Origin of the sequence: Nevskia soli DSM 19509, assembly GCF_000711955.1 — a bacterium.
Lineage (GTDB): Bacteria > Pseudomonadota > Gammaproteobacteria > Nevskiales > Nevskiaceae > Nevskia > Nevskia soli.
On record NZ_JONR01000030.1, the window covers coordinates 1 to 25,481 of the forward strand.

A 25,481-nucleotide genomic window follows, 5' to 3' on the forward strand; every position below is an offset into this window, starting at 1 on the left:
GCAATGCCGATGCCTTTGTGGCCTATACCGGCCTGGATCCCCGGCCAATGGATTCCGGCCAGAAATCCGGCCGCCGGCGCCTGTCCAAACGTGGCCCCGCAGAATTGCGCCGGCTGCTCTACAACGCCGCCATGTCCGCCGCAAAAACCAAAACCTGGAGGCCTTTCTACCAGCGCCAGCGCGCAAAAGGCCTCTCCACAACCGCCGCCCTGGTCATCCTGGCTCGCAAGATCGCCCGCATCGCCTGGTCCATCCACCGACACCACACTTCCTTCAATCCTCAGGTGCTCTTGGCAGTTTGACCAAAACCATAGAATCTCAGGATGACAGAACGGACATTACGCGCCGGTTGTCACGAGCGCGGCCGCATGCCGCGCCGCCCGCCGCCCCGAATAAATGCAATCCGCATACGACAATCCACTGACGTAGATATTGGAGCAGATACCCACCGCATTACGCCCTGCGGCATACAAACCGGGAATGGCCTTGCCGCCGGCATCCAGCACCATCCCGCCCCCCTCATCCACTTTCAATCCGCCGACGGTCATCGTCGCCATCGGCAACAAGCGGCTGTCGATGGACGCATCGATGGCGTAGTACGGGCCCTCGCCGATCTGCGCCATTTCATCGGGGCGCTTCTCCAGCGGATCGGGCTGCTCACCGCGGGCATAGGTGTTGTAGCTGTCGACCGTGCGGCGCAGGGTGTCACGGTCGAAGCCGATCTTGCCGGCCAGCGCATCCAGCGTCGGCGCCTTGCGGCAATTGAACATCAGGTTGAGCATGGCCACGTCGCGCTGGAACGGCACGATCTTCGGATCCTTGGCCTGTTCGAAGGCCTGCTTGCGCAGGCGCGCGTCGAGCACGATCCAGGCCTTGCCGTTCTGCTTTTCGACGATGGCGTCGCCGAGCGAGGCGCCGTAGAGGGTTTCGTTGACGAAGCGCTCACCGCGCTGGTTGAGCATCATGCCCTGGGCCCAGGCCTTGGGCGGGTTGATGAAGCGCCAGGCGCTGATGCGGTTCATCAGGTCGAGCTTGCCGCCGGCGGAGGCGCCGAGCACCAGGCCGCTGCCGTTGTCGCCGAGGGTGCCGTTGGGCAGGCCGCTGGAATACGGCTCGGCGTAGTGCCTGACCATGGCGGGATTCATGATGAAGCCGCCGGCGGACAGCACCACGCCGCGCGCGGCACGGAACCAGCGCGGCTGCCGATGCGCCGCCTCGATGGCCTGGGCGCGCCGCAGGTACCAGCTGCCGATGGCGTAGGTGAACCAGGCCAGGGGGAAGCTCGGCGGCAGGGCCGCGATCCATTTGGCCGCCTGGGCGATATAGCGGCCGAAGCGCTGCGCTTCCGGGCTGCCGGCGGGAATCTGCAAGGCCTTGACGCCGACCACGCGGCCGGAGGCATCCAGCGCCAGTTGCCGCACCTCGGCGTACTTGTGGAAGCTCAGGCCGCGCTTGAGTGCGGCGTCGCGCAATGGTTCATAGATGCCGAAACCCAGGCCCCAGGCCTTCTTGCCGTTGCTGACGAACACGCGGTGACCGCGCGCGGCCGGCTTGGCACGCCGCGCGTAGGGCGCGGCCAAGGAACTGTCCGGGTGGTAGAGGAAATAATCGAGCGGCGGGTAGGAGGTCTTCTCCTTCCACACCTTGGCGTTGAGCTTGACGCCATGGCCGAGCATCCAGTCCACCGTCGCCACGCTTTCCTCGCAGAAGTTGCGCAGGGTCTGGTCTGCGACCACGCCGCCGACCTCGATGTGCAGGTACTTGTACATCTCCTCCACCGAGTCCTGCTCGCCCGCCTCGCGCTGGATGGCGGTGCCGCCGCCGGCGTAGTAGATGCCGCCGTTGGCGGCGCTGGAACCGCCGCCGTCGTAACGGTCGAGGGCGATCACCTTGAGCCCCCTCTCCACGCCTTCCAGGGCCGCGGCCACGCCGGCGCCGCCCAGGCCGACCACCACGAGGTCGGCGCTCTCGTCCCAGGAGTGGCGATCCGGGTCGGCCAGGCGCAGCGGCGCTTCGATCTGCAGCCCCCATTCGGCGCCATGCGGGGCGTCGGTGCTCATCGTCTTCTTCCTCTGCATGCGGTGCGAAGCTTGCACCATCGCACCGTCAACGGAGAACGCGCGTCGTCCTGACGGACGACGCCGCTCCAGCCGTGTTGGCGGAAGGAGGCTGATCAGGGCTGGCGCCGCCGCGGGATTCCGACCCATTCCCCGGATTGCTTTTTTCAGGCAGTCGTTTTAATATTTCACTAATGGATTATTTTTATATGGGATATTGATAGCCGTATGAAATTTCGCCACGCCATCACCGCCGCACTGAGCTTCGCGCTGGCCGCGTGCGCCGATTTCTCGGGCATCGCACCGCAATCACGGCAGCTGGATCCGCAGGCACTCGATCCCGGCGCGGTGCTGAAGGCACGCGCCGATGCGGCGTGGCCGGCCGAGGCCTGGTGGCAGGCCTACGGCGATCCACAACTGAACCAGCTGGTCGCCCAGGCCATCGCCGGCAACCCCGGCCTGCGCAGCGCCCGCGCCCGCGTCGGGCAGGCCACCGGGCTCGCCGCAATCGCCCGCGCCGGCACCCTGCCGCGCGTCGATGGCGCGGTGGAGCTGGACCGCACTTACCAGACCCACGGCGCCTTCCCCGTCGACATCCCCGAGGCCTATACCTACTGGGAGAACAGCGCGCTGCTGAAGATCTCCTACGACCTCGATCTGTGGGGCAAGGACCGCGCTGCGATGGAAGGCGCGCTGGACAGCCTGCACGCCGCCGAAGTGGAGGCGCGCGCCGCGCAGCTCTCCCTGGCCAGCGCGGTGACGCAAGCTTATGTGCAGCTCGCCGCGCAATACATGCTGCGCGACGTGGCCACGGCCAACCTGCAGCGTCAGCAGAAGGTGCTGGACATCGCCAAACGCCGCTACAAGGCCGGCATCGGCACGCAGCTGGAGATCAGCCAGGCGACGACGGTGCTGCCGGAGTCGCAGGCGCAGATCGAGCGCATCGACGAGTCCACCGACCTGCTGCGCAACCAGCTGGCGGCGCTGCAGGGCAAGGGCCCCGGCGACGGCGAGCGTATCGCCCGTCCCGTGCTCAAGCTGGAGCACGGCGCCGGGCTGCCGGCAAACCTGCCGGCCGGCTTGCTGGGCCATCGCCCGGACATCGTGGCGCAGCGCTGGCGCGTGGAAGCGGCCGGCAAGGACATTGCGGTGGCAAAGGCACGCTTCTATCCGGACGTGAACCTCGTCGCCGCCGGCGGCGTGGCCAGCTTCGGCTTCACCCGCATGTTCACCGGCGAGAACGCCACCGGCGAGTTCGGCCCGGCGATCAGCCTGCCGATCTTCGAGGGCGGCCGGCTGCGCGGCAACCTGCGCGCGCAGAGCGCCGCCTATGACGTGGCCGTGGAGTCCTACAACAGCGCGGTGCTCAACGCCGTGCACGAGGTGGCGGACCAGGTGACCAGCCTGCGCTCGCTGGACCGGCAACTAGAACGGACCGACGCCGCCCTGGCCTCGGCCACGATCGCCGACCAGCAGGCGCAACAGGGCTTCCGCGCCGGCCTCACCGACTACCTCAGCGTGCTCAACACCCAGGCCGAACTTCTGGTGCAGCAGCGCAACCGCGCGCAGCTGGTGGCGCGCCAGCTGGAAACCTACGCGGCGCTGATGAAGGCACTGGGCGGCGGCTTCAAGGAAACGGTGCCGGCTCCAAATCAGACCGCGCAGACACAGCAGGTGAACCCATGAACGGCGACGACGATCCGGGCCGGCATTCCGGCGCCCGGGAAGACAGCTTCAGCGACGTCGAGCATCGCATCGAGATCACGCGGCAGCGCCTGCCCGGCTATCCGCTGGAACACGCCCGGCTGGCGCGCCTCATCACCCACATGCAGAAATTGCAGACCGATATCTGCAACGCGGTGCTGAAACCGTACGAACTCAACTACGTCACCTATACCGCATTGATGATGATGTATGGCTCGGAGGAACAGACGCTGACGCCGTCCGAACTGAGCAACGCCACCGGCGAGAAGCCGACCAACGTCACCCGCATCTGCGACGAGCTGTTGCGCATGGGCCTGATCGAGCGCTACCCCAGCGTCGAGGACCGGCGCCGCGTGGTGTTGCGCCTGACTCCGAAGGGCGAGCGATTGGTTGAGCAGTTCCAGCCGAAGATCTGGCAGGCGCTGGACAAGGTCTACGGCCAGCTGAGCCAGGCCGAGTTGCGGCAGGTCACCGGCCTGTTGCGGCGGCCGCTGTCCAGGCTGGACGAGTAGGACATGTCGGCCACTCCCTCCGTCGCGGGCTGGTCCGGCGCGGCCTGGCGCGATGCCTGGCGCGTCTGGGTCGGCAGCGAAGTGCCCGGCTGGATCTTCGTCGCCAAGACCACTTTCGCCGCGCTGCTGGCGCTGTGGATCGCCTTCCGCCTCGGCTTCGATTCACCGCGCAGCTCCATGTTGACGGTATTCATCGTGGCCCAGCCGCAGACCGGCCTGGTGCTGGCGAAGAGCTTCTACCGCGCGCTCGGCACCATCGCCGGCAGTCTCGCCACCCTGCTGCTGGTGGGCCTGTTCGCGCAGCAGCGCGAGCTGTTCCTCGCCGCGCTGTCCTTGTGGGTGGGCCTGTGCACCGCCGGCGCGGCGCTGTATCGCAACTTCCGCGCCTACGCCTTCGTCCTCGCCGGCTACACCGCCTGCCTGATCGGCTTCCCTTCCGCGCTGCACCCGGAGACGGTCTTCAACACCGCCGTGTTCCGCGTCTCCGAAGTGATGCTTGGCATCCTCTGCGCCGGTGTGGTCACCGACCTGGTGCTGCCGCAGGCGCTCGGCGCCGGACTGGTAACGATGATCCGCGGCAGCTACCGCGAATTCCTCGGTTTCGTCACCGGCGCGCTGCGCGGCCGGCTCGACCACGGCAGCATGGAGCGCTCGCACGACCATTTCGTCGCCAACGTCATCGCCCTGGAGGCGCAGCGCGATGCCGCCTATTTCGAAAGTCCGGACGCGCGGGTGCGCAGCGATCGCCTGCGCCTGCTCAATGCCGGCTATATGTCCAGCACCACCAGCATCCACATGCTGCACCAGACGATGCAGCGCCTGCGGCGGCGCGAGTGCCATCACGCACTGCAAAGATTGGCAGCGTTGTATGAAGCGCTGGCCATCGAGCTGATGCCGGAGGAAGGCGTGATGCCGGCGACCGCCGCCGAAGCGGCGCCGCTGGTGCAGCGCATCGCGGCCTTCCGCGACGATCTGCCGCGGCGGATCGCCGCAGCGCGCGCTGCGCTGGAACACACGGCCGATGCAACGGAGCTGCTCGACTTCGACAGTGCCGCCGAGCTGCTGCAGCGCTTCACCGAGGAAATGCACGAGTACACGGTGAGCTACGTCGCGCTGGCGCGCCCGGGCACGCGCGCGCACAAGCCGGCGCCGCCGTACGTGGCGCATGCCGACTGGATCACCGCCGCGCTCAGCGGCGCGCGCGCCGTGGTGGCGCTGCTGTCGCTGAGCGCCTTCTGGATCGCCACGGCCTGGCCCAGCGGCGCCGGCGCCGCCACCATCGCCTGCGTCTTCTGCTGCCTGTTCGCCTCCGCACCGGCGCCGGTGCTGGCGCTGCGCGGCCTCAGCATCGGCTTCGTCTGGGGCCTGCTCGCCGCCTTCATCTGCGGCCTGCTGGTGCTGCCGCAACTCGACGGCTTTCTGCTCCTGGCCGCCGGCATGACGCCTTTCATCATGGTCGGCATCAAGCTGGTCACCAATCCGAAAACCGCCGGCATCGGAGTCGGCTACAGCATCATGTTCGGCAACATCATCGGCGTGGAAAACGTGACGCGCTTCGACCCGTTGCCGATACTCAATGACGGCTTCGCCTCGCTGCTCGGCGCCAGCGTCGCCGCCCTGGTATTCGCCCTGCTGGTGCCGGTCGACAGCCGCCGCCTGCGCCGGCACCTGGTGCGCAGCCTGCGCCGGCAGGTGCTGATGGCATGTTTCGGCGGGCTGGGCGGCCTGCGCCACCGCTTCGAGAACAGCACGCGCGACCTGCTCGGCCAGTTGCTGGCCGGCGCCGACCGCGTCGGCGGCGAGGACCGGCAACTGCTCGGCCGCACCCTCTCGGTGCTGGAAACCGGCCACGCCATCATCGACCTGCGCGAGGCCGCGGCCATCGGCACGCTCTCGGTGGGCAGCCGTGCCGCGTTGAATGCCTGCATACGCGGCCTGGCGCGGCTGTTCGAAAAGCCGTCGGAGCAGCTGCGGCGACAGGCGCTGGAAGGCGTGACCCGCGCCACCGACCGGATTGAAACGGCAATGCAGGCCGAGGGCATCGACACGGCCGAGCGCACTGGCCTCAGGCGCGGGCGCGTCGGCCTGCACCTGCTTCGCACCCTGCTGCTCGACGACGAAACCTTCCGCGCGCTATCGGCGGTCGAGAACCCAGCCATTGCCGCACCCGGAGCTTCCCATGCCGCGTGAGATCGAACTGTTCGGCTTCTTCATGCCGACCCTGCTGCCGATGTTCCTGCTGGCCTTCGGCCTGCAATGGCTGCTCGACTCGGTGCTGGGGCGGCTCGGCTTCTATGCCCACGTGTGGCACCCGTCCCTGTTCCGCTTCAGCCTGTTCGTCTGCCTGTTCGGCGCGATGGGCCTGTTCCTCTATTAACCGCACTCCCAAGCTGTCATTCCGAGACTTCCGATGAACGCGAAATCCCTGCTGCGCTACGTACTGACCGCCGCCATCTTCACCATCGCCGCACTGGTGGCGATCGCGCTGTGGCGGCACTACATGTACTCGCCCTGGACGCGCGACGGCCGCATCCGCGCCGACGTGATCAGCGTGGCGCCGGACGTCTCCGGCATCGTGGTGGACGTGCCGGTGCTGGAGAACCAGCTGGTGCACAAGGGCGATGTGCTGTTCCACATCGACGCCGAGCGCTACCGCATCGCCCTGGTCCAGGCCAACGCCGCGGTGGACGCACGCAAGGCCGACTACGACCTGAAGCGCCGCGAAGCGGCGCGGCGCGCCACCCTCTCCGGCGTGGTGGTGTCGAGCGAAAGCCAGGAATCCTCCGCTTCCTCGGCCAGTGCCGCGGCGGCGCTGTACCAGGAAGCGCAGGCGGCGCGCGACACGGCGGCGCTGAACCTGCAGCGGACCGAGGTGCTGGCGCCGGTGGACGGCTACGTCACCAACCTCGACGTGCATCCCGGCGACTACGCCACCGCCGGCCGGGCGCTGCTGGCGGTGATCGACAGCCACTCGTTCCGCATCAACGGCTACTTCGAGGAGACCAAGCTGCCGCGCCTGCATGTGGGCGATGCGGTGAGCATCCACCTGATGAGCGGCGGCCCGATCCTGCGCGGCCACGTCGAGAGCCTGGCGCGCGGCATCACCGACCGCGACAACCCCAGCGGGCCGCGCCTGCTGGCCGACGTCAACCCGACCTTCAACTGGGTGCGGCTGGCGCAGCGCGTACCGGTACGTATCGCCTTCGACCAGATTCCCGACGGCGTGGTGCTGGCCTCGGGCATGACCTGCACGGTGATCGTCAAGCCGCACGACTGAGCGGAGACGGCCGGCGCTCAGGGCACCGGCCGGCCCGCATCGATCAGCCGCGCTCCCGCTGGATCAGGGTGGCGATGGCCTGGTCGATGCCGATGGCGCCCTTGCGGGCGTGCGCGCCGCGATCCTTGAAGTCGATCCAGCCGGCGCTGAAGCCGTCGATCATCTGCATGCGCGGCGCTGGGTTCCGCATGCCCTGGCCGCGGAAGATGGATTCCCACTGCTCGCGCGGCACGGCTTCCGCCCGCACCGGGTGGCCGAGCGCCTTGGCGAACGCCGCCGCGAGGAGGTTCGGCGAGACGCGCTGCGCGGCTTCCAGCTCGACTACGCGGCGGCCTTCCCAACGGTCCTGCAGCAGCGTGGCGGCGGTGCGGCCGACGTCATCCGTCGAGATCATCGGGATGGGACGGTCGAGTGGCTGCAGGTAGCTCTGGATCACGCCGCTCCTGGCCGAGGCGATATCCCAGGCGGCGTTTTCCATGAACCAGGCCGCGCGCAGGAAGGTGACCGGCTGCGGCAGATCGGAAAGCGCCCGCTCCAGCAGGCCCAGCGCATTGAGCAGGTTCGGTTGCGGCGCGTCGGCGCCGACGGTCGACAGGACCACGATCTTCCTGGGTTTGGCGCGGACCAGCGCCGCGTGCAGGGCCTCGATGAAACGCACCGCTTCGGGAAATCCCGGCGCCGGATCGAACACCGGCGGCAGCATGGCGAAGACGCCTTCCGCTCCCTCGAAGGCCGCGGTGAGGGCGTCCACATCGGTGAGATCGGCGACGGCGAGGTCGCAGCCGAGCTGCGCCCAGGCCGCGCCTTTGGCGCGGTCGCGCACCACGGCGCGGACCGGCTGGTGGGCTGAAAGCAGGCCGCGGGCGACCGCGGCCCCGACTTGTCCGGTGATTCCAGTGATTACGTACATGGGCATTGCTCTCTTGGTGTTCGTGGCGATCCGCCCGGCGGCGAAGTGGGTGGCAATATCCCATCCGGTCATTCATGCTTCAATAGCGCTTATGTATATGCAGTAATGATTTAAACTCAGTAATGGTCCGGAGGGGACATGGCTTTCGACGGCAAGCTGTTGTCCGGGGTGACGGTGCTGATGGCCGTGGTCGAGGCGGGCACCATCGCGCGGGCGGCCGAGGCGCTGGGGCTGTCGCCGTCCGGCGTGAGCCGCGCGCTGGCGCGCCTGGAGCAACGCGTGGGCGCCAGGCTGCTGGCGCGAACCACGCGCTCGCTGTCGCTGACCGACGAGGGGCGGCGTTTCTACGAGCAGGTGGGGCCGCATCTCGCCGGCATCGAGGAGGCGGCCATCGAGGCCTCCGGTTCCACCAGCACGGTGCGGGGACGGCTGCGGGTCAACATCGATCCGTTCTTCTCGCGCATCATCCTGTCGGGTCACCTCGCGGCGTTCCTGGCCCGCTACCCGGAGGTTTCGCTCGAGCTGATCATGCGCGACTCGGTGGGCGATCTGGTCGCCGACGGCTTCGACCTGGCCCTGCGTTTCGGCGAACCGCCGGTGGGCTCGTTCGTCGCCCGCAAACTGGTGGAGACGCGGGTGATCACGGTGGCTTCTCCCGGCTACATCAAGGCCCATGGACGGCCACGGCATCCCAGGGACATTGAAACACACGCATGCATCGACTTCTACGATGCGGCCCATGCAAGGCCGTATGACTGGGAAGTACAGCGCAAGAAAGAGGTGCTGCCGCTGCGGGTCAAGGGGCGCCTGCTGGTCTCGGATTCGGGCACGCTGCTCGGCGCCTGCGAAGCCGGTGCGGGCATCGCACAGATCCTGGAGCTGGGCTGCGAGCATCTGCTCGAAAGCGGTCGCCTGGTCGAGCTGTTTCCGGAATGGGCGGACGAGCGCTTTCCGCTGTATGCGATCTACCCCTCGCGGCTGCATCGCGCGGCGAAGGTGCGGACCTTCGTCGAGTTCTGCCTGGAAATCATGATGCGGGAGCGGCGTGGAATCTCCAGCTAGGGTGCGCTCACCCGCCGCATCGCAGGCAAAAAAACGCCCGCGCGGGGCGGGCGTTCAATCGCTGCGTTGAAGCGGCTCAGTTCAGGCGCGTGATGCGGTTCGGCGCGGCCGGGGTCAGCGGCGAGTTGGCCTTGATATAGGCGACGAAGGCATCGACGTCGACCGGACCGGTGTAGAGGTTCTTGCCCTGGGTCATGATGGTGAAGCCGTCGCCGCCGCCGGCGATGAAGTTGTTGGCTTCGACGCGGTAGGTCTTGGTCTTGTCGATGGCCACGCCGTTGAGCTTGACGCTGCCGTCCACCACCTTGTTGGTGCCGTCGGCCTTGCTGTTGTCCCAGGTGTAGGTGAAGCCCTTCGACACTTCCAGGATCTTCGGCGAGGTCTGGCCCACCCACTGCTGACCGAGCAGGGTGTAGATCTGGTCGCCGGTGAGGTCGAGGTCGGTGAGGATGTCGCCGAACGGCTGCACGTTGTAGGTCTCGCCGTAGGTGATCTGCCCGTTCTGGATGCCGGCGCTGGCGGGAATGCCGGCGCTGGCCGGGTTGAAGAACAGGCTGTTGCGGATGCCGCCCGGGTTCATGAAGGCGATCACCGCCGGGCTCGGATCGGCCTGCGAAGCCGCCAGCTGCGAGTCGGCGATGATGTCGCCCAGCGGCGATTCGCCGGCCTTGCCGGAGGAGACGCTTTCACCCGTGGTGGTGAAGTCGGCGGTGACGGTGCCGACCACCTTGTTCACCAGTGCGGCGGAGGCGGTGTCGTACTGGTTGACCAGCGCGGCGATGGCCGCGTCCGGCGTCAGCGTCGGATACGCCGTCGGCGCCGGGTTGGTGGCGCTGTCGTTGACCACCAGCTTGTTGTCGGCGGCGATGCCGGTGACCTTGCCGCTGGCGGTGTCGAGCGTCAGGTCCAGGGCGGTGATGTATGAGCCGTACTTGCCGGCGCTGGTGTAGAACACCTTGGAAGTGGCGGCGCCCTGTCCCAGCGGGCAGATGTAGGACCAGTGCGTGTGGCCGCTGATCACCAGCGGGATCGACGGGTCGAGCTTGTCGAGGATCGACAGCAGATCGCCATTGGCGCCGGCGCAGCTCTTGTCGTCGAAGCCGACGCTGGTGAACAGGCCCTGGTGGATCAGCACCACGATGGCGTTGACGCCCTGCTTCTGGATTTCCGGAATCAGGGCGTTGGCCGCCGCCGCTTCATCGGTGAAGGTGAGGTTGGCCACACCGGACGCGGTGACCAGGGCCGGCGTTTCCTTCAGCACCAGGCCGATGAAGGCGATGCCGACCTTCTTGCCGCCGCCGACGTCGAACTGCTTGATAGCATAGGGCGGAAACAGGGTCTTGCCGGTGGTGTTGTCGATGACGTTGGCGGCGAGGTACTTCCAGCTCGCGCCGGAGAAGGAGCCATTGATCAGACAGGTGTCGCCACCCACGGTGCCGCCCTTGTAGCAGCCGCCGTTCTGCTTGCGCAGCAACTCGGCCTGGCCCCGGTCGAACTCGTGGTTGCCGACCGAGGTGAATTCCAGGCCGATCTGGCTCAGCGCCTGGATCGTGGGCTCGTCGTGGAACAGGGCCGAATCGAGCGGGCTGGCACCGACCATGTCGCCGGCGCCGACCACGATGTTGAGCGGGTTCTGCGCCTTGAGCTGCTGCACCAGGGTGGCGAAGTAGGGAGCGCCGCCCAGGGGCTCCTTGATGGTCTTGGCGGAGTTGGTCGGATCGGTCACCGACACCAGGCCAGGCGAATCGATATAGCCGTGGAAGTCGTTGAAGGCGATGACGCGGACCGTGGCCGAAGCGGCGGCGCCGCTGGAGCTGCCGGAACTGCTACCGGAGCCCGAGCTGCTGGAACCGCCTGAGCTGGAACTGCTTGAACTGGAACCACTGGAGCTGCTGGAACTTGAGCTGCTCGAGCTCGAACCGCCGTTATCATCGTTGTTGCAGCCGGCGAGCAGGCCGCTGGCGGCACAGGCGCTGAAAAGTGTAATGACCAGGTGTTTAAATCGCATGGTTTCCCCTTCCCGATGGACTCATGGATATGAGCGGATTCCTTCCTGGGCCTCACCTTAGTTGCGACAGGTTGCGCCGGCGTTTCAGATTGTTGACAGCTCCGGGGCGGGTGATCCTGGCCACGCTGCTGCTGGGCGGCAGCGCCTGCTCCCGGCCACAGCCGGAGCAGCTGGCGGCGCTACGCGCCGGCCGCGATGCGGCGACGCCCTGCCAGGAACGCTTCCACGAGGAATCGCAAACGTATGCGGATTGCGTGCGCTATGTCGCCCAGTCCAAGGCATTCAACGCATCCGCCGGCATTGCGCAGCGCGACTGGTTTCGCCTGGGCGCGCTTTATACCGGCTGGGTACATGCCGACATGGTGGGGCAGCAGGGCGACGCGCCGGCCGACCTGGCCGCGCACACGCTTCTGGGAGAGGCGCTGCAGTTGCAACAGCAACTGCACGTCACGGACGCGCAACTTTGCGAACTGGTCGGCGTGCCCTGCGCGAACCTGGGCAACCGCAGGCATGAGCTGCTGGGCGCAGCGCCGGCCAAGCCCGGCTGAGTCATTCCCTGCGCGCCGACTCACCACCCGACGGCGACACCCAGATAAATAAAAAAGCCGCAGTCGCGTGGCGACTGCGGCCGCTACATTGCCGCCCGGGCGATCAGCGCCCGGCGGGCGTGGTGGATGTCGTGGTGGTGGCGGTGGTGCCGTTGTCGCTGGAAGAGCTGACCACCACGCCGATGATGGCGGCGATCGCAGCGGCGCTGCCCGCGGCGACCAGCACGCTGCCGCCGGCCGCAGCCGAAGCGGCGGTGGCGCCGCCCGCGGCCACGCCGGTTCCGCCCGCCGCGGCGCTGCTATTGAGGAAGGCCGGTATGCCATTGAGCAGGTACTGGGTGCCGTCGGCCAGGGTGATGGCGTACTGGCCGGGCCCCAGGGTGATCGAGTTGCCGGTGAAGGAGGTGACCACGATCTGGCCTTCGTTGACGCCGCTGACCACGGAGCCGGCCACGGTCTTGTTCGGCGGGATCGAGTTCAGCACCGTCGGATCGGTGAGGCAGGCGTCCTCGCACATGGCGATTTCGTAATCGGTTCCGCGGATGCCCATGGTCGCCACCGGCGTGCTCATCAGGTAGTGGCTGTAGTCCGCGTGGGCTACCAGGCCGCTGACCGCGCGGAGGCCGCCCTTGAGCAGGCGGAAGAAGCTGGAATCCGGCTGCGTGGCGGCCGTGGCGGCCTGCAACGGCGCCACCGGCGCGGGAGCGCCGGGCGCAGCCGCTGCGGTCGGGGCAGATGAAGTTGCCGCACCATATTGGTACTTCTCCACCTGGAACTTGCTGTTCGGCCGCAGCAACACCGAGCCCTGGTCGGTGAAACGGATCATGGTGTAGCTGCTGGCACGGGTCTCGACGATGTCGCCGCCGTAGACCGGATCACCCTTGGCCAGGGCATGCGCCGGCGTATTCAGCCCGGTGGCCTGGGCCTGGCCGTTGAGCAGTCCGACGGTGCCGGCAGGCACGGCGGCCTGCGCAAAAGCCGAAACCGGTGCGAGCGCCGCCAGGGCGAACGCCAAAGCAAACACTGGAAAACGCATGATAGCCCCCACCCCAATTGATATTTGTGCAACCCCTGACTCGAATCATCCCAGCATCACCCGGATCAGGCAACTTTGGCTGCGCACCGGGTCACAATAGCCGGCCCGGATTGCATCCTTTACATTGTCCGACTACCTGAAAAATCCGCCTCCATGAAAATCGCCACCTGGAATGTGAACTCGCTCAAGGTCCGTCTGCCGCAACTGCTCGACTGGCTGCGCGACAACCCGGTGGACGTCATCGGCATCCAGGAAACCAAGCTCACCAACGAAGCCTTCCCGGCCGCGGAAATCGAGGCGGCAGGCTGGTACTGCGCCCATAACGGCCAGAAGACCTACAACGGCGTGGCCCTGCTGGCCCGTGAGCCGCTGGCCGAGGTCAGCCGCGACCTGCCGGGCTTCGACGACGAACAGAAGCGCGTCATCGCCGCCACCGTGAACGGGGTGCGCGTGGTCAACCTCTACGTCCCCAACGGCCAGGCCGTGGGCTCCGACAAATATGCCTACAAGCTGCGCTGGCTCGAAGCCCTGCACGGTTATCTGCGCGCCGAGCTGGCGGCCCATCCGCGCCTGGCGGTGACCGGCGACTACAACATCGCCCCCGCCGACGAGGATGTGCATGATCCCGCCGCCTGGGCCGGCCAGGTGCTGTGCAGCGAACCGGAGCGCGCCGCCTTCCAGGGCTTGCTGGGGCTGGGGCTGAAGGACAGTTTCAGGCTGTTCCCGCAGGAACCGCAGAGCTTTTCCTGGTGGGACTACCGCCAGGCGGGTTTCCGTCGCAACCTGGGCCTGCGCATCGATCACGTGCTGGCCTCGACGGCTCTGGCGCAGGATTGCCGCAATTGTGTGATCGATGTCACCCCACGGCGTAATGACCGCCCATCGGACCATACGCCCGTTACGGCGGAGTTCACCCCTAAAACGTGATGTGGCTCACAGTAGCCGCCTTGCACCACCGGTGCGCAGCTCTAATATGTGGGGCATGCGTCACAGTACTTTCATCTCGCCAGGCATGCCTGTCCCCCATCGCCGTAATCACTACGATGTGACCGACCGCGTCTGTATTTCCCACCCGGCGGAGGTCTGCGCCGCGGTGGGCGCGATTTTGCAGGCGCGCTACCCGGGCATCGATCTCAAGCCGCTGGATCACGCCTTCACCACCTTCGGCGAGCTCTATGCCGGCTGGCTCCCGGGCTATTTCGGCTGCGACACCTGGTACCACGATGCGCAGCACAGCCTGGATTGCGCCCTGGCCATGGCGCGCCTGCTCGACGGCCATGACCGCAGCGTCGCGGCGGGCAGTCGGCTGGGCCCGCGCCGCGCGGTGCTGGGGGTGGTCATCGCCCTGTTCCATGACGCCGGCTACATCCGCCACGCCGGCGACGCGGCCAGCAACGGCGCCGAGTTCACCCTGACCCACGTCAAGCGCAGCGCCGAATTCCTCATGCACTACCTGCCGCAGATCGGCTATGCCGCGGAAGCCGACCTCGCCAGCCGGGTAGTGCACTTCACCGGCTACGAGATCGCGCTCGACCGCATCGATGTGCCGCATCCGCACGATCGCATGCTGGGCTTCCTGCTCGGGACCGCCGACGTGCTGGCCCAGACGGCGGATCGCTGTTACCTGGAGAAGTGCCGCGATTACCTGTACCGCGAATTCGAGTTCTGCGGACTGGCCGGAATACGCAAGGAAGGCGGCCCGACACCGATCTACAGCTCGGTCACCGAACTGCTGGAACGTACTCCGGACTACAACCACAAGCTTTGGCAAGAGCGCCTCGACGGGTACTTCGGCGGCGCTTACCGCTACCTGGAAGCACACTTCGGCGGCCGTAACCCGTACCGCGAAAACGTGCAGGCCAACCTGGCGCGCATCGGCGCCATGATCGAGAACGGTTCCTTCGAGGGCTTGCGGCTGCGGCCGCACGTAGTGGGGGCAGCGGAGTTGCGCGCCATTCTCGGCCGCGCGCAACAGGCGCGGCCGAGACAGCCCTCGTCGCGAGCCCGGGCGGCCTGAAACGGGGCTGGCGCGCCGCTCCTCCAGGCCATTACCTGGCGTTCTTCAGCACCACCCGCGCGGTGCCCACGCCGCGCGGATCCGCCGCGGCCTGCAAGGTGCCCTGCGCCGGCCGCCACAGCACTGCCTGCATGTTGCCGAAGCTGCTGCTCAGGGCATCCAGCTTGTAGCCCATCCCGGCCAGCGCGGCCTGCGCTTGCTCGTCGAAGGCGCCCTTCTCGAACTGCACCTGGTCCGGCAGATACTGCATGTGATAACGCGGATCGGAGACGATGGCCTGGGCATCGGCGCCGCGGAAGAAATCGAGCATGCCGAGCAGGACCATGGTCAGGATGCGGCTGCCGCCCGGGGTACCGACCACCAACACGCCCTTGGGACCTTCGACGAAGCTCGGCGTCATGGTCGACAGCGGCCGCTTGCCCGGGGCGACGGCATTGGCCGATGAGCCGATCAGGCCGAAGGCGTTGGAGTCGGTGGTGCTGGCGGCGAAATCATCCATCTCGTCGTTGATGAATACGCCGGTGCCCGGCGCCAGGAAAGCCGAGCCGAAGATCAGGTTGACGGTGACGGTGGCGGCGACGCGGTTGCCCTCGCCGTCGATGATCGAATAATGCGTGGTGTCGACGCCCTCCTTGGCGGCCCGCTTCGGCTGCCCCGGCGCCGGCAGGTCGACGCTCGGCGTGGCGTGATCGTGCTGGATCGATTTCGCCAGGGCGCGGCCGTACTCGGGGGAGACCAGGCGCTGCAGGGGCATCTCGATGTAGTCGGGATCGCCGAGGTAGGTGGCGCGATCTCGGTAGGCACGGCGCATCGCTTCGATCACCAGTTGCTGCGAATGCACGCCGTTGTTGCCGGTCCAGCCCAGCACCGACAACTGGTTGAACATCTCGGCGAGGCCGACGCCGCCCGCCGACGGCGGCGGGGCGGTGACGATGCGGTAATCCTTGAAGCGCACCACTACCGGCTTGCGCTCCGGCGCCGTGTAGCCCGCCAGGTCCTGCAGGGTCCAGATGCCGCCGCCGGCGCGGACGCCGTCCACCAGTTGCTGCGCGGTCGCGCCCTTATAGAAGCCGTCGCGGCCCTGGTCGGCCAGGCGTTGCAGCGTGTCCGCCAGATCCGGCTGGCGCAGCAGCGCGCCTTCCGCCAAGGCCTTGCCGTCCGGCAGCAGCAGGGCCCGCGCCGCGGGCGACAGGCGCTTTGATTCCATCACGATGAACTTGGCGAAGCGCGCATCCAGCGGAAAGCCCTCGCGGGCCAGCCGGATCGCCGGCGCCAGGTCGCGCGCCAGCCCGAGCTTGCCGTAGCGCGCGGCGATGTGATCCAGCGCCGCCGGCGTACCCGGAATGCCGCCGGCGATCGGCCCGTTGCGCGACAGGTCGGCGATGGCATGCCCCTGCGCGTCCTGGTACATCTCGCGGCTCGCCGCCTGCGGCGCCATCTCACGGCCGTCGACCATGGTCTCGAAACGGTCCCGCTCCCGGTGCAGCAGCCAGAAGCCGCCGCCGCCGATGCCGGAGCTGTACGGCTCCACCACGCCCAGCGCCGCGCTGACCGCCACCGCCGCGTCGAAGGCGTTCCCGCCCTGTTGCAGGATTTCGATGCCGGCGTCGGTCGCCAGGGGATGCGCGCTGGCCACCGCGAAGCCGGGCGGCTTGCCCGCTGCCTGCGCGGAAAACGCCAGGACCATGAAGAGGCCGGCGGCCAGCGTGCGGCCGTACGATGCGTTGCGGGATTCCAGCGGTGCATCCATGCGAATCGTTTTCCTTGGCAAGGCCGGCTCAGGAGCTGATAGCGCCAATTTGATCGCTGCGATCAAATTGGCGCTATCAGGCCCTTATTCAACGTGCCAGGCACGCGAAACGGCAATACGGGTTCAGCGCGTCAGCGTCGTCAGGCGGCGGTATTTCTGCAGCAACTGTTCCTGCGTCTCCGGATGCTCCGGATCGAGCGGGATGCAATCCACCGGGCAGACCGCGACACATTGCGGCTTGTCGAAGTGGCCGACGCATTCGGTACACAGGTTTGGATCGATCTGGTAAATCTCAATGCCCTGGAAGATGGCTTCGTTCGGGCATTCCGGCTCGCAGACGTCGCAGTTGATGCACTCGTGGGTGATCTTCAGAGCCATGGTCGTTATTTTGCCACCGATGGCTGGATTACGGGGCTCGCCTGGGTGCCGGGGTGGAGCTATGCGCCTGAATTTGGCGCTCTTTCGGCCTTTCGTTCCTCCGCAATGCGCTACGTTTTCGCTTTGAAACTGCGGCGTACGCGGAAGTTTCGGGGTTTGTTTGAATCCAGCGGAAATACGTAGTCCGCCAAAACTGGCTTCCCGCCTGCTCGGAAATGACGATGGGGGCGAAGCAGGGCGTGTTCGATCAGGCGAAAAGCACTCCTCACCCCGCCATGTTCATGGGGAAGGGGAACAGCGAAAAGCTCAGCGCAATTCGCGCCGCAGTATCTTGCCCACCGGCGACTTCGGCAAACCGTCCCGGAACTCGATCAGCTTCGGCACCTTGTACCCGGTGAGATTATGCTTGCAATGCTCCCGCAGGATCTCGACGGTGAGATTCGGATCCTTCTTGACCACGAACACCTTCACCGCCTCGCCGGTCTTGGCATCGGGCACGCCGATGCACGCCACTTCCATCACGCCGGGATGCAGCGCCACCACGTTCTCGATCTCGTTCGGATAGACGTTGAAGCCGGACACCAGGATCATGTCCTTCTTGCGGTCGACGATCTTGAAGTAGCCCTTCTCGTCCATCACGGCGATGTCGCCGGTGCGCAGGTAGCCGTCCGCGGTGAAGCTCTTGGCGTTCTCCTCCGGCTTGTTCCAGTAGCCGCGCATCACCTGCGGACCCTTCACGCAGAGTTCGCCGGGCTTGCCGATCTCCACCACCTTGTCGTCGTCATCGCGCAGCGAGACATACGTCGAAGGCAGCGGAATGCCGATGCTGCCGTTCCACTCGGGCTTGTCCAGCGGCGAGAAGCACACGCCGGGCGAGGTCTCGCTGAGGCCGTAGCCTTCGGTAAGGGCGACGCCGGTGACTTTCTGCCACTTCTCCGCCACCGCCTGCTGCACGGCGGCGCCGCCGCCGACGGTGAATTTGAGCGCCTTGAAGTCCACCTCGGCGAAGCCGGGTGTGTTGAGCAGGCCGTTGAACAGGGTGTTGACGCCGGTGAAGGCGGTGAGCTTCGACGCGGCCAGTTCCTTGACGAAGCCGGGCATGTCGCGCGGATTGGCGATGAGGATGTTCTTGCCGCCGACGCGCAGGAACAGCAGGCAATTCACCGTCAGCGCGAAGATGTGGTACAGCGGCAGGGCGGTGACGACGATGTCCTTGCCCTCGTTCAGCATCGGCCCGATCCAGGCGTGCATCTGCACCAGGTTGGAGACCATGTTGCCGTGGGTCAGGGTGGCGCCCTTGGACAGGCCGGTGGTGCCGCCGGTGTACTGCAGGAAGGCCACGTCCTCGTGCGTCAGGGTGACGCGGTGATAAGGCTGCGCCTTGCCGCGCGCCAGGGCGGTGCGGAACGGCACGGTACCCGGAATGTTCCAGGCCGGCACCATCTTCTTCACCCGCTTCACGGCGAAGTTGGTGATGAGGCCCTTGGGGAAGCCGAACAGATCCCCCACCTGGGTGGTGATGACGGCTTCCAGCGGCACCTTGTCGATCACTTCCTGCAGGGTGATGGCGACGTTTTCGATGATGACGATGGCGCGCGCCGCCGAGTCCTTCAGCTGGTGCTCCAGCTCGCGCGGGGTGTAGAGCGGATTGACGTTGACCACCACCATGCCGGCGCGCAGTACGCCGAACACCGCGACGGGGTATTGCAGCAGGTTGGGCATCATCAGGGCGACGCGGTCGCCCTTGTTCAGGCCCAGCACGTTCTGCAGGTAGGAAGCGAAGTCCTGCGACAGGCGGTCGATGTCGTCGTAGCTGAGGCACACGCCCATGTTTTCAAAGGCGGGCAGCTCGCGGAACTTGTCGCAGCTGGCTTCCAGCACCTGGGCCAGCGAAGCATAGGCGCTGGAATCGATGTCCGAGGGTACGCCCTTCATGTACCCGCCCAGCCAGATGCGCTCACCTTCGGCTTGATTCACCTTGCTCTCCCCACCATCGGCTGGATTTGTTGGATTCGGCATGCCCCGCGCAGCGCCGTTGGTGCGCGGTTGTGGCTGGTTTTTGAATGTCTCGGATTATAGGGAAAAAGCGCCGGGGCACTAGTCCCCATTCACGTCGACAACGAAGCAGCCCGGCAAGCACGCAGTGCCGGCCGGGCTCCTTTCCTGCTAGGAGCTTCCCTGGCCGCCGTCCCGCAACAGCCAGTCGCGCAGGCTGGGTGCCGGCACGCTGCCGGCCCGGTTCTCCAGCTCGCGGACATAGGCCAGCACCTGCCGGTCCTGCGGGCCGTGGGCGAGCGACTCCGGCGCATCGCCGCGCGACCACAGCCACAGCTGGGTCACGCTGTAGGACGCCAGGTCCCGGGCCGGCAGCAGCTTGCGGCCCGGCTGCACCTCGGCCAGCACGTCCCGCAGCAGCAGGCCCTTGACGGTGCGCTCCAGATGTTCGCCCGGCACCGCCAGCTGGCGCCGCAGCTCCTCGAAACCCAGCGGCGCCTCCCCCGCCAGGAAGCGCCGGCCGACCTGGGCCATCAGGCGCAGAGCCAGGAACTCCGACTCCCGGCTCGACGGCGGCGCCGGCTCGGCGGTGCCGGGCAGGAAGCTGGGATATTGCACATAGAAGGCCAGGCGACAGCCCATCAGGATGATCAGCCAGCCGACGTAGATCCACAACAGCAGCACGATGATGATGGCGAAGCCGGAATAGATCGCCTTGTAGTTGGCATTGGCGACGAAGGTGGCGAAGGCGACGCTGGCGCTCTGCCAGACCAGGCCGCCGAACAGGCCGCCGATGGCCGCCGCCCTCATCTGCACCCGGGTGTTGGGGATGTAGGCGTAGACGAAGCCGAGCACGCCAATGATCAGCAGATAGGGCACCATCTTGGTCAGGAACAGGATGACGGCGCCGAAGGGCTCGATCGCCATCACGTCCATCACCATGTGGTTGCTGCGCGCCGAGGCGGTCAGGCCGATGGCGGCAAACACCACCATGGGGCCGATCAGCAACACCACGAGGTATTCACTGAAGCGCTTGCTGAAGCCGCGGCTGCCGCCGATCTTCCAGATGAAATTGAAACTGCCCTCGACCTTGGTGATCATCGACACGGCGGTGTAGATCAGCATGACCACACCGAGGAAGCCCAGCACGCCGACCTGCATGTTGTCGACAAAGCCGATCAGGTGCTGCGAGATCACCGCCGCCTGGTCGCCCAACGGGCGCAGCAGCTGCTCCAGCACCGGCTCCATGCTGTCATGCACCCCCAGGGCTTTGAGCACGGAGAAAGCCAGGGCCAGCAGGGGGGCCAGAGACAGCAGGGTGGTATAGACCAGGCTCATCGCGCGCAGCGAGATCTCGCCCTCCGCCATGTCCCGCGCCAGGGCCATGGCGTAGCGCGACACGTGCAGGGCGTAGCGGCCGAGGCGCGAGCCCGGCTCGGTGGTCCACACCCACTGGTGCAGGCGCTGGTAATACGCGTTGGAAATCAAGGCGTCGCTCCTGGCGTGCCCCGATTGTCGCGGCGCGGGCCGGCGCTGTCCATGCGGCGGCCGCGGCGTGCCGAAACCCATGGCGGCGGTCGTCGGCGCAGCCGGGGGAAGAGTTGCTCTTGCGCGACCAAGCAGTAGTACCAAATGGTACGAAAAATGTACCGATTCGCCTGAAACACACCCGGTCCGTACTTCAGGGCGGGGATTACCGCCACTCAAACACCCTTATGCCATCTATTAATTGCATAAGTGATTAAATTTTCATTACTTTTCGACATTTACACCACGCACTGTCTTGGTGCCGTTCGTCGGCCGACCTTTCCCCTGCCTTGACATGAATCCCCCGGCAGCTATGATGCATTGCACCATTTGTTGCGTTGCAGCAAACGGTGTCGCCCGCCAAGTTCAACCGCCATTTGTGGAGTAGATAAAAATGAGTCTTCAGACTGTTGTCGATGATGTGAAGGGTCGCGTCGAGACGCTGACCACCCAGGGGCAGAAGGTCGCGCAGATCTCGCTGGACACCCTGAAGCAGAGCGGCGAAATCGTCGCCGACAAATTCCAGACCCTGGTCAAGACCGAATCCGCCGCCGCCAAGGAACTGTACACCGTCACCAAGCTGAGCTTCGACAAGGCCATCGCCGACGGCTTCAAGGCCTTCACCGCCGCGCCGATCAGCTACCTGCCGCCGAAGGACAAGTTCATCACCGTGTACACCGACACCGTGACTCTGGTCAGCGCCACCGGCGACGAGCTGTACAAGACCTTCAAGACCGGCTTCAGCAGCATCCAGGCCGAGCTGAAGGGCGAAGCCGCCCCGGTGAAGAAGGTCAAGGCCGCCGCCAAGAAGGCGACCGGCGCCGCGAAGAAGGCCGCCAAGGCCGTCTAACGACGCATTGCCGGCGCAAGCCGAAGATGACCGGGGGCTGCGGCGCAACAGCGTCGTGGCCCCTTTTACGTAGGGCCGGATTGCCGCTTGATCGAAGCACCCGGCCGAGGATCACAGGATCCGAAGACATGAAACTATCCGCCAAGCTGCCCCTCGGGAGAGTACACGTGGAACATCTGCTGGAGCGCGCCATCGACAGCGTCGGCCAGATCGCGATGCACGAGGCCGGCGCGCTGGACAATCACCTGCTCGCCCTGCGCGAGCGCTGGGCCGTGGCGCGCAAGGCGCGCGGCGTCGGCGAGCTGTTGCGCGACCAGATCGACCTGCTGCCGGCGACCCGCCTGCGCCTGGCCGAAGACCATGAGCTGCGCCTGAAGCTGTGGCGCGGCCTGGCGCGCCGCTTCAACAACGCGGCCTAGTCGTTCGTTTCATCCGCGGCCGGCAGCGCCGTCGGCTCCCCCACCTGCTGCTTCCTTCCCTTCGCCGCCGCGCGCGACCTCGACTTGGCCGCGGCGCCGCGCGCCCTGGCGCGCTTCTTCGGGGCGGCCGCCTCCGCTTCCTCCGGCTCCGGCGACATGCCGGGCGCGCGCGCCTTGGCCGCCGCCACGAACTTCTTCCAGGCGCCGCTGTTGCGGATGGTCTGCAGGTTGTCCTTGACGAAACTGGCCGGGTCGAAGCTTTCGCTTGCCGCACCCAGCTTCTCACGCAGGAACTGCAGTATGTCCTCCTGCAGTCCGGCCACATCCGGCAACCCGAGGAAGCGGCGCAGCTCTTCGGGCTTCACGTCGATTTCGATCTTGATCTGCATGGCAAGCTCCCGTTCCCGGTTGGGGAATTGATTCAAGCGGCGAGGAAGAACAGCCAGAAGGTGCACACCATGCCGCCGATCCAGGCCACGGAGCGCAGGTGCGCCGCGTCGGCCAGGTACAGGATCAGATAGACCACGCGGAAGCCGATGAAGCTCAGCGCCAGGGTATCGATCCGCCCCTGCGGCGCATGCGCCAGCTGGGCGATGATCACCGCCGCGGCAAAAATGGGGAATACTTCGAAGCCGTTGAGCTGGGCCCAGTGGGCACGCTTGGCCCAACCCTGCTGCTTCTCCAGCCATTCACGCGGAGCGTGGTTGGCCTTTGGCGGCATGCGCCCGCCCATCTTGGCCAGGCCGGTGGCGAGGTAGATCAGGGCGGCAGCCGCGGCCACGCACCAGAAGGCGATTGTCATTTTTTATTTCCTCCGAACCGACAATAGGGCCTGCTAGAGGCCATTTGATCGCTGCGACGGGCGTAATTTTTGTGCAGTGCTAGGAACGACGAGCGATGTGTACTTACCGTACATGAGCGAGGAGAGACGACGCAATGCATGAAAATTACGCCCCTCCCGAAGGGTTGCCCCCAAAATCGCGTCATGCCGCGTTTCGGCCTTGCCCATAGAGTCTATGGGCAAGCGGCCTTCGCCTTGCCTGACGCGATTTTGGGGGCAACGCAGCGACCAAATGGCCTCTAGCAGGCCCTGTCAGGTCTTGGGAGGATAGCAGCGGCTCGAAAACCGTGTAACTGGCCCGGAAGCCGGCGGATAGCGGCTCCGGGCGGCAGTATCAGTCGCCCGTGAGCAGCCGCTGCGCCTCGCGATACTTGTCCGCCGTGCGCAGCACCACCTCGTCCGGCAGCGTCGGCCCGGGGGCGGTCTTGTTCCAGTCCAGGGTTTCCAGGTAGTCGCGCACGTACTGCTTGTCGAAGCTCGGCGGGCTGATGCCGGGGCGGTAGCCGGCGGCGGGCCAGAAGCGCGAGGAGTCCGGCGTCAGCACCTCGTCGATCAGGTACAAGATGCCTTTCTCGTCGATGCCGAACTCGAACTTGGTGTCGGCGATGATGATGCCGCGGGTGGCGGCGTACTCCGAGGCTTCGCGGTACAGCGCCAGGGTGATGTCGCGCACCTGCGCCGCCAGCTGCGGCCCGATCAGGCGCTCGGTCTCGGCAAAGGAGATGTTGGCATCGTGCTCGCCCTTGGGCGCCTTGAAGGCGGGGGTGAAGATCGGCTGCGGCAGCTTGTCGGCCAGCTGCAGGCCCGGGGGCAGGGCCACGCCGCAGATTTCGCCGCTGGCCTGGTAGTCCTTCCAGCCCGAGCCGATCAGATAACCGCGGGCCACCGCTTCCACCGGCAGGGCGCGCAGCTTGCGCACCACCACGGCGCGGCCGAGGCACTGTTCTAGTTCGTCCGGCCGCAGGTGGCGGGCCAGGTCCACTTCCGAGGCAGCGAAGTGGTTGGGGATGCGGCTTTCGAAGCGACGCATCCAGAAGGCGGTGAGCTCGGTCAGCACCTTGCCCTTGCCCGGAATGGCCCGCGGCAGCACCACGTCGAACGCGGACAGGCGGTCGGTGGTGATGATCAGCAGGTGCTCCTGCCCCAGCGCGTAGAGGTCGCGCACCTTGCCGCGGTGGATCAGCGGCAGACTTTCGATATGCGACTCGAACAGACCTTCTTGCATGGCCGTAGCGTTCCCGAAAATTAAGCGGACTAGTTCAGCAGGTACCTGCCGGCGGTGGCGATCAGCACCACCGTGATGCCCAGGCTCAGGTTCACCGCCACCAGCTTGCGGATGGTGCCGACCTGGGCGGCCGCCAGCGCCGTGTCTCCGGCGGCGACGGCGCGCTGCAGGCGGCGGAACGGGGCGAAATAGACATGCAGGAACAGCAGCATCATGACGACGCCGATGCCCAGCATGATGTGCACCCGTACCGGCACCACCGGTAGCTCGTTCATCATCATCCACAGGCCGCTGGCCAGGATCACCGGCAGGGCGATCAACACCCAGCGGAAGAAATTGCCCAGTACGCGCGCCCACAGGGCGGTGCGGTCGCCTGGGGGCATTTCCGCCACGGCCGGGCGCAGGCACTGATAGGCGAAGAACATGCCGCCAACCCAGAACATGGCGAACAGGACATGGAGTCCCAGGGCGACACCCATCGAAGCGAGCATAGGAAAAAACACCGGAAAGAGGCCGCCACTTTATGCAAATGAGGGCCTCCGCGCAAAAATGGCGCCAGTGGCCGGTGACTAGTGATTAGTGGCTAGTAAGATCAAAAGCGGGGAATGCCTTTTACCGGCCACTGACCACTAATCACTAGCCACTATCTTCTGCGATAATCCGCAGCCATGAGCCGCCTGCCCGCCGTCATCGCCCCCAGCATCCTTTCCGCCGACTTCGCGCGGCTGGGCGCGGAAGTGGACCGCGTCCTCGCCGACGGCGCCGACTGGGTGCATTTCGACGTGATGGACAACCATTACGTGCCCAACCTGACCATCGGCCCGATGGTGTGCGAGGCGCTGCGCAAGCACGGCGTGAAGGCCCCGATCGACGTGCATCTGATGGTCACGCCGGTGGACGAACTGGCCCAGGCCTTCGCCAAGGCCGGCGCCACCAATATCAGCTTCCACCCGGAGGCGACACAGCACATCGACCGCAGCCTGCAGGCGATCCGCGACGCCGGCTGCACCGCCGGCCTGGTGTTCAACCCGGCGACGCCGCTGGACCACCTGCGCTACGTCATGGACAAGGTCGACATGGTGCTGCTGATGTCGGTCAACCCGGGTTTCGGCGGGCAGAGCTTCATCCCCGCCGCGCTGGACAAGCTGCGCGAGGCGCGGACGCTGATCGACGCCTACGTGGCCAAGCATCCGGGCCGCGAAATCCGCCTGGAAGTGGATGGCGGCGTAAAGACCGACAATATCGGCGCCATCGCCGCCGCCGGAGCCGACACCTTTGTCGCCGGCTCGGCCATTTTCGGCGCGAAGGATTATGCGGCTACAATCCGCGCCATGCGTGAAGCGATCGCCAAGGCCTGAGCCCGAT

At 66.4% G+C, this 25,481-nt stretch carries 25 protein-coding genes; 13 read left to right on the plus strand and 12 right to left on the minus strand.

Translation table 11 applies throughout. From position 1 onward, the window contains the following. A partial coding sequence (locus BP26_RS0115790; protein WP_029921539.1) for an IS110 family transposase occupies positions 1 to 302 on the plus strand: 302 nt, incomplete at its 5' end. A 36-nt stretch (positions 303 to 338) separates the two neighbouring features. Here the strand turns inward: BP26_RS0115790 and BP26_RS0115795 are convergent. Further along, positions 339 to 2,060 (minus strand): FAD-binding protein, encoded by a 1,722-nt coding sequence (locus BP26_RS0115795; protein ID WP_029921540.1) that lies wholly within the window; start codon positions 2,058 to 2,060, stop codon positions 339 to 341. Between the two features lie 225 nt (positions 2,061 to 2,285). Here BP26_RS0115795 and BP26_RS0115800 point away from each other — a divergent pair, with 225 nt between their 5' ends. The 5 genes from BP26_RS0115800 to BP26_RS0115820 are packed head-to-tail and all read left to right on the plus strand — an operon-like array spanning position 2,286 to position 7,550. Next, the gene (locus BP26_RS0115800; protein WP_051749043.1) at positions 2,286 to 3,743 is read left to right on the plus strand and encodes an efflux transporter outer membrane subunit; all 1,458 of its coding nucleotides are present in this window, start codon (positions 2,286 to 2,288) and stop codon (positions 3,741 to 3,743) included. Then, complete coding sequence (locus BP26_RS0115805) at positions 3,740 to 4,273, plus strand: MarR family transcriptional regulator (RefSeq protein WP_084183140.1); 534 nt, start codon at positions 3,740 to 3,742, stop codon at positions 4,271 to 4,273. Before BP26_RS0115800 ends, BP26_RS0115805 begins: the two co-directional genes overlap by 4 nt. Before the next feature lie 3 nt (positions 4,274 to 4,276). Beyond that, on the plus strand, positions 4,277 to 6,463 hold the full coding sequence (locus BP26_RS0115810) for an FUSC family protein (RefSeq protein ID WP_029921543.1): 2,187 nt from the start codon (positions 4,277 to 4,279) through the stop codon (positions 6,461 to 6,463). Further along, positions 6,453 to 6,650, plus strand: coding sequence for a DUF1656 domain-containing protein (locus BP26_RS0115815; RefSeq protein ID WP_029921544.1), 198 nt, complete (start codon positions 6,453 to 6,455; stop codon positions 6,648 to 6,650). The genes BP26_RS0115810 and BP26_RS0115815 overlap by 11 nt, the downstream gene beginning before the upstream one ends. 33 nt (positions 6,651 to 6,683) lie before the next feature. Then, positions 6,684 to 7,550, plus strand: coding sequence for an efflux RND transporter periplasmic adaptor subunit (locus BP26_RS0115820; protein ID WP_029921545.1), 867 nt, complete (start codon positions 6,684 to 6,686; stop codon positions 7,548 to 7,550). A 43-nt stretch (positions 7,551 to 7,593) separates the two neighbouring features. On the opposite strand, the gene BP26_RS0115825 is transcribed toward BP26_RS0115820, so the two are convergent. Continuing rightward, positions 7,594 to 8,460, minus strand: a complete 867-nt coding sequence (locus tag BP26_RS0115825; RefSeq protein WP_029921546.1) for an NmrA family NAD(P)-binding protein — start codon at positions 8,458 to 8,460, stop codon at positions 7,594 to 7,596. Between the two features lie 138 nt (positions 8,461 to 8,598). On the opposite strand from BP26_RS0115825, the gene BP26_RS0115835 reads away from it, so the two are divergent. Then, positions 8,599 to 9,522, plus strand: coding sequence for a LysR family transcriptional regulator (locus tag BP26_RS0115835; protein WP_029921547.1), 924 nt, complete (start codon positions 8,599 to 8,601; stop codon positions 9,520 to 9,522). A 76-nt stretch (positions 9,523 to 9,598) separates the two neighbouring features. Here the strand turns inward: BP26_RS0115835 and BP26_RS0115840 are convergent, their stop codons facing one another. Then, a complete protein-coding gene (locus BP26_RS0115840) occupies positions 9,599 to 11,530 on the minus strand; it encodes a bifunctional metallophosphatase/5'-nucleotidase (protein WP_051749044.1) in 1,932 nt (643 codons plus the stop codon). 89 nt (positions 11,531 to 11,619) lie between these two features. On the opposite strand from BP26_RS0115840, the gene BP26_RS0115845 reads away from it, so the two are divergent. After that, the gene (locus BP26_RS0115845; protein WP_157572557.1) at positions 11,620 to 12,078 is read left to right on the plus strand and encodes a hypothetical protein; all 459 of its coding nucleotides are present in this window, start codon (positions 11,620 to 11,622) and stop codon (positions 12,076 to 12,078) included. A 103-nt stretch (positions 12,079 to 12,181) separates the two neighbouring features. Here BP26_RS0115845 and BP26_RS0115850 read toward each other — a convergent pair whose 3' ends face one another. After that, on the minus strand, positions 12,182 to 13,114 hold the full coding sequence (locus BP26_RS0115850; RefSeq protein WP_157572558.1) for a FecR family protein: 933 nt from the start codon (positions 13,112 to 13,114) through the stop codon (positions 12,182 to 12,184). Positions 13,115 to 13,267: 153 nt separating this feature from the next. On the opposite strand from BP26_RS0115850, the gene xth reads away from it, so the two are divergent. Together xth and BP26_RS0115860 are read left to right on the plus strand one after the other, a co-directional pair. After that, positions 13,268 to 14,041, plus strand: coding sequence for an exodeoxyribonuclease III (gene xth / locus BP26_RS0115855; RefSeq protein WP_029921551.1), 774 nt, complete (start codon positions 13,268 to 13,270; stop codon positions 14,039 to 14,041). Between the two features lie 85 nt (positions 14,042 to 14,126). Continuing rightward, a complete protein-coding gene (locus BP26_RS0115860) occupies positions 14,127 to 15,131 on the plus strand; it encodes a hypothetical protein (RefSeq protein ID WP_211254941.1) in 1,005 nt (334 codons plus the stop codon). A gap of 31 nt (positions 15,132 to 15,162) precedes the next feature. On the opposite strand, the gene ggt is transcribed toward BP26_RS0115860, so the two are convergent. From ggt to BP26_RS0115880, 4 genes are all read right to left on the minus strand, one after another. Beyond that, on the minus strand, positions 15,163 to 16,881 hold the full coding sequence (gene ggt, locus BP26_RS0115865) for a gamma-glutamyltransferase (RefSeq protein ID WP_051749045.1): 1,719 nt from the start codon (positions 16,879 to 16,881) through the stop codon (positions 15,163 to 15,165). Between the two features lie 123 nt (positions 16,882 to 17,004). Then, positions 17,005 to 17,259 carry a YfhL family 4Fe-4S dicluster ferredoxin gene (locus tag BP26_RS0115870; protein ID WP_029921554.1) on the minus strand — a complete coding sequence of 85 codons (255 nt, stop codon included), beginning with the start codon at positions 17,257 to 17,259 and terminating at the stop codon, positions 17,005 to 17,007. A 306-nt stretch (positions 17,260 to 17,565) separates the two neighbouring features. After that, entirely contained in the window at positions 17,566 to 19,194 is a 1,629-nt protein-coding gene (locus BP26_RS0115875; RefSeq protein ID WP_029921555.1) for an AMP-binding protein, read from the minus strand. A gap of 231 nt (positions 19,195 to 19,425) precedes the next feature. Then, complete coding sequence (locus BP26_RS0115880) at positions 19,426 to 20,742, minus strand: YihY/virulence factor BrkB family protein (RefSeq protein WP_051749047.1); 1,317 nt, start codon at positions 20,740 to 20,742, stop codon at positions 19,426 to 19,428. A 433-nt stretch (positions 20,743 to 21,175) separates the two neighbouring features. Between BP26_RS0115880 and BP26_RS0115890 the strand changes: the two genes are divergently transcribed. Both BP26_RS0115890 and BP26_RS0115895 read left to right on the plus strand, forming a co-directional pair. Next, complete coding sequence (locus BP26_RS0115890) at positions 21,176 to 21,631, plus strand: hypothetical protein (protein ID WP_029921557.1); 456 nt, start codon at positions 21,176 to 21,178, stop codon at positions 21,629 to 21,631. Between the two features lie 128 nt (positions 21,632 to 21,759). Next, positions 21,760 to 22,050 carry a hypothetical protein gene (locus BP26_RS0115895; RefSeq protein ID WP_157572559.1) on the plus strand — a complete coding sequence of 97 codons (291 nt, stop codon included), beginning with the start codon at positions 21,760 to 21,762 and terminating at the stop codon, positions 22,048 to 22,050. Here BP26_RS0115895 and BP26_RS26785 read toward each other — a convergent pair. The 4 genes from BP26_RS26785 to BP26_RS0115915 all read right to left on the minus strand — a co-directional run bounded on the left by BP26_RS26785 (position 22,047) and on the right by BP26_RS0115915 (position 24,607). Further along, a complete protein-coding gene (locus BP26_RS26785) occupies positions 22,047 to 22,439 on the minus strand; it encodes a hypothetical protein (protein WP_036517113.1) in 393 nt (130 codons plus the stop codon). The genes BP26_RS0115895 and BP26_RS26785 overlap by 4 nt on opposite strands. Before the next feature lie 32 nt (positions 22,440 to 22,471). Then, positions 22,472 to 22,852: an MAPEG family protein gene (locus BP26_RS0115905; protein WP_029921559.1), complete on the minus strand. Its 381-nt coding sequence runs from the start codon at positions 22,850 to 22,852 to the stop codon at positions 22,472 to 22,474. Between the two features lie 373 nt (positions 22,853 to 23,225). Further along, the gene (locus BP26_RS0115910; protein WP_029921560.1) at positions 23,226 to 24,116 is read right to left on the minus strand and encodes a phosphoribosylaminoimidazolesuccinocarboxamide synthase; all 891 of its coding nucleotides are present in this window, start codon (positions 24,114 to 24,116) and stop codon (positions 23,226 to 23,228) included. Positions 24,117 to 24,145: 29 nt separating this feature from the next. Then, the gene (locus BP26_RS0115915; protein WP_211254942.1) at positions 24,146 to 24,607 is read right to left on the minus strand and encodes a CopD family protein; all 462 of its coding nucleotides are present in this window, start codon (positions 24,605 to 24,607) and stop codon (positions 24,146 to 24,148) included. 177 nt (positions 24,608 to 24,784) lie between these two features. Between BP26_RS0115915 and rpe the strand changes: the two genes are divergently transcribed. Continuing rightward, positions 24,785 to 25,474, plus strand: coding sequence for a ribulose-phosphate 3-epimerase (gene rpe, locus BP26_RS0115920; RefSeq protein WP_029921562.1), 690 nt, complete (start codon positions 24,785 to 24,787; stop codon positions 25,472 to 25,474). The last annotated feature ends 7 nt before the right edge of the window (positions 25,475 to 25,481 follow it).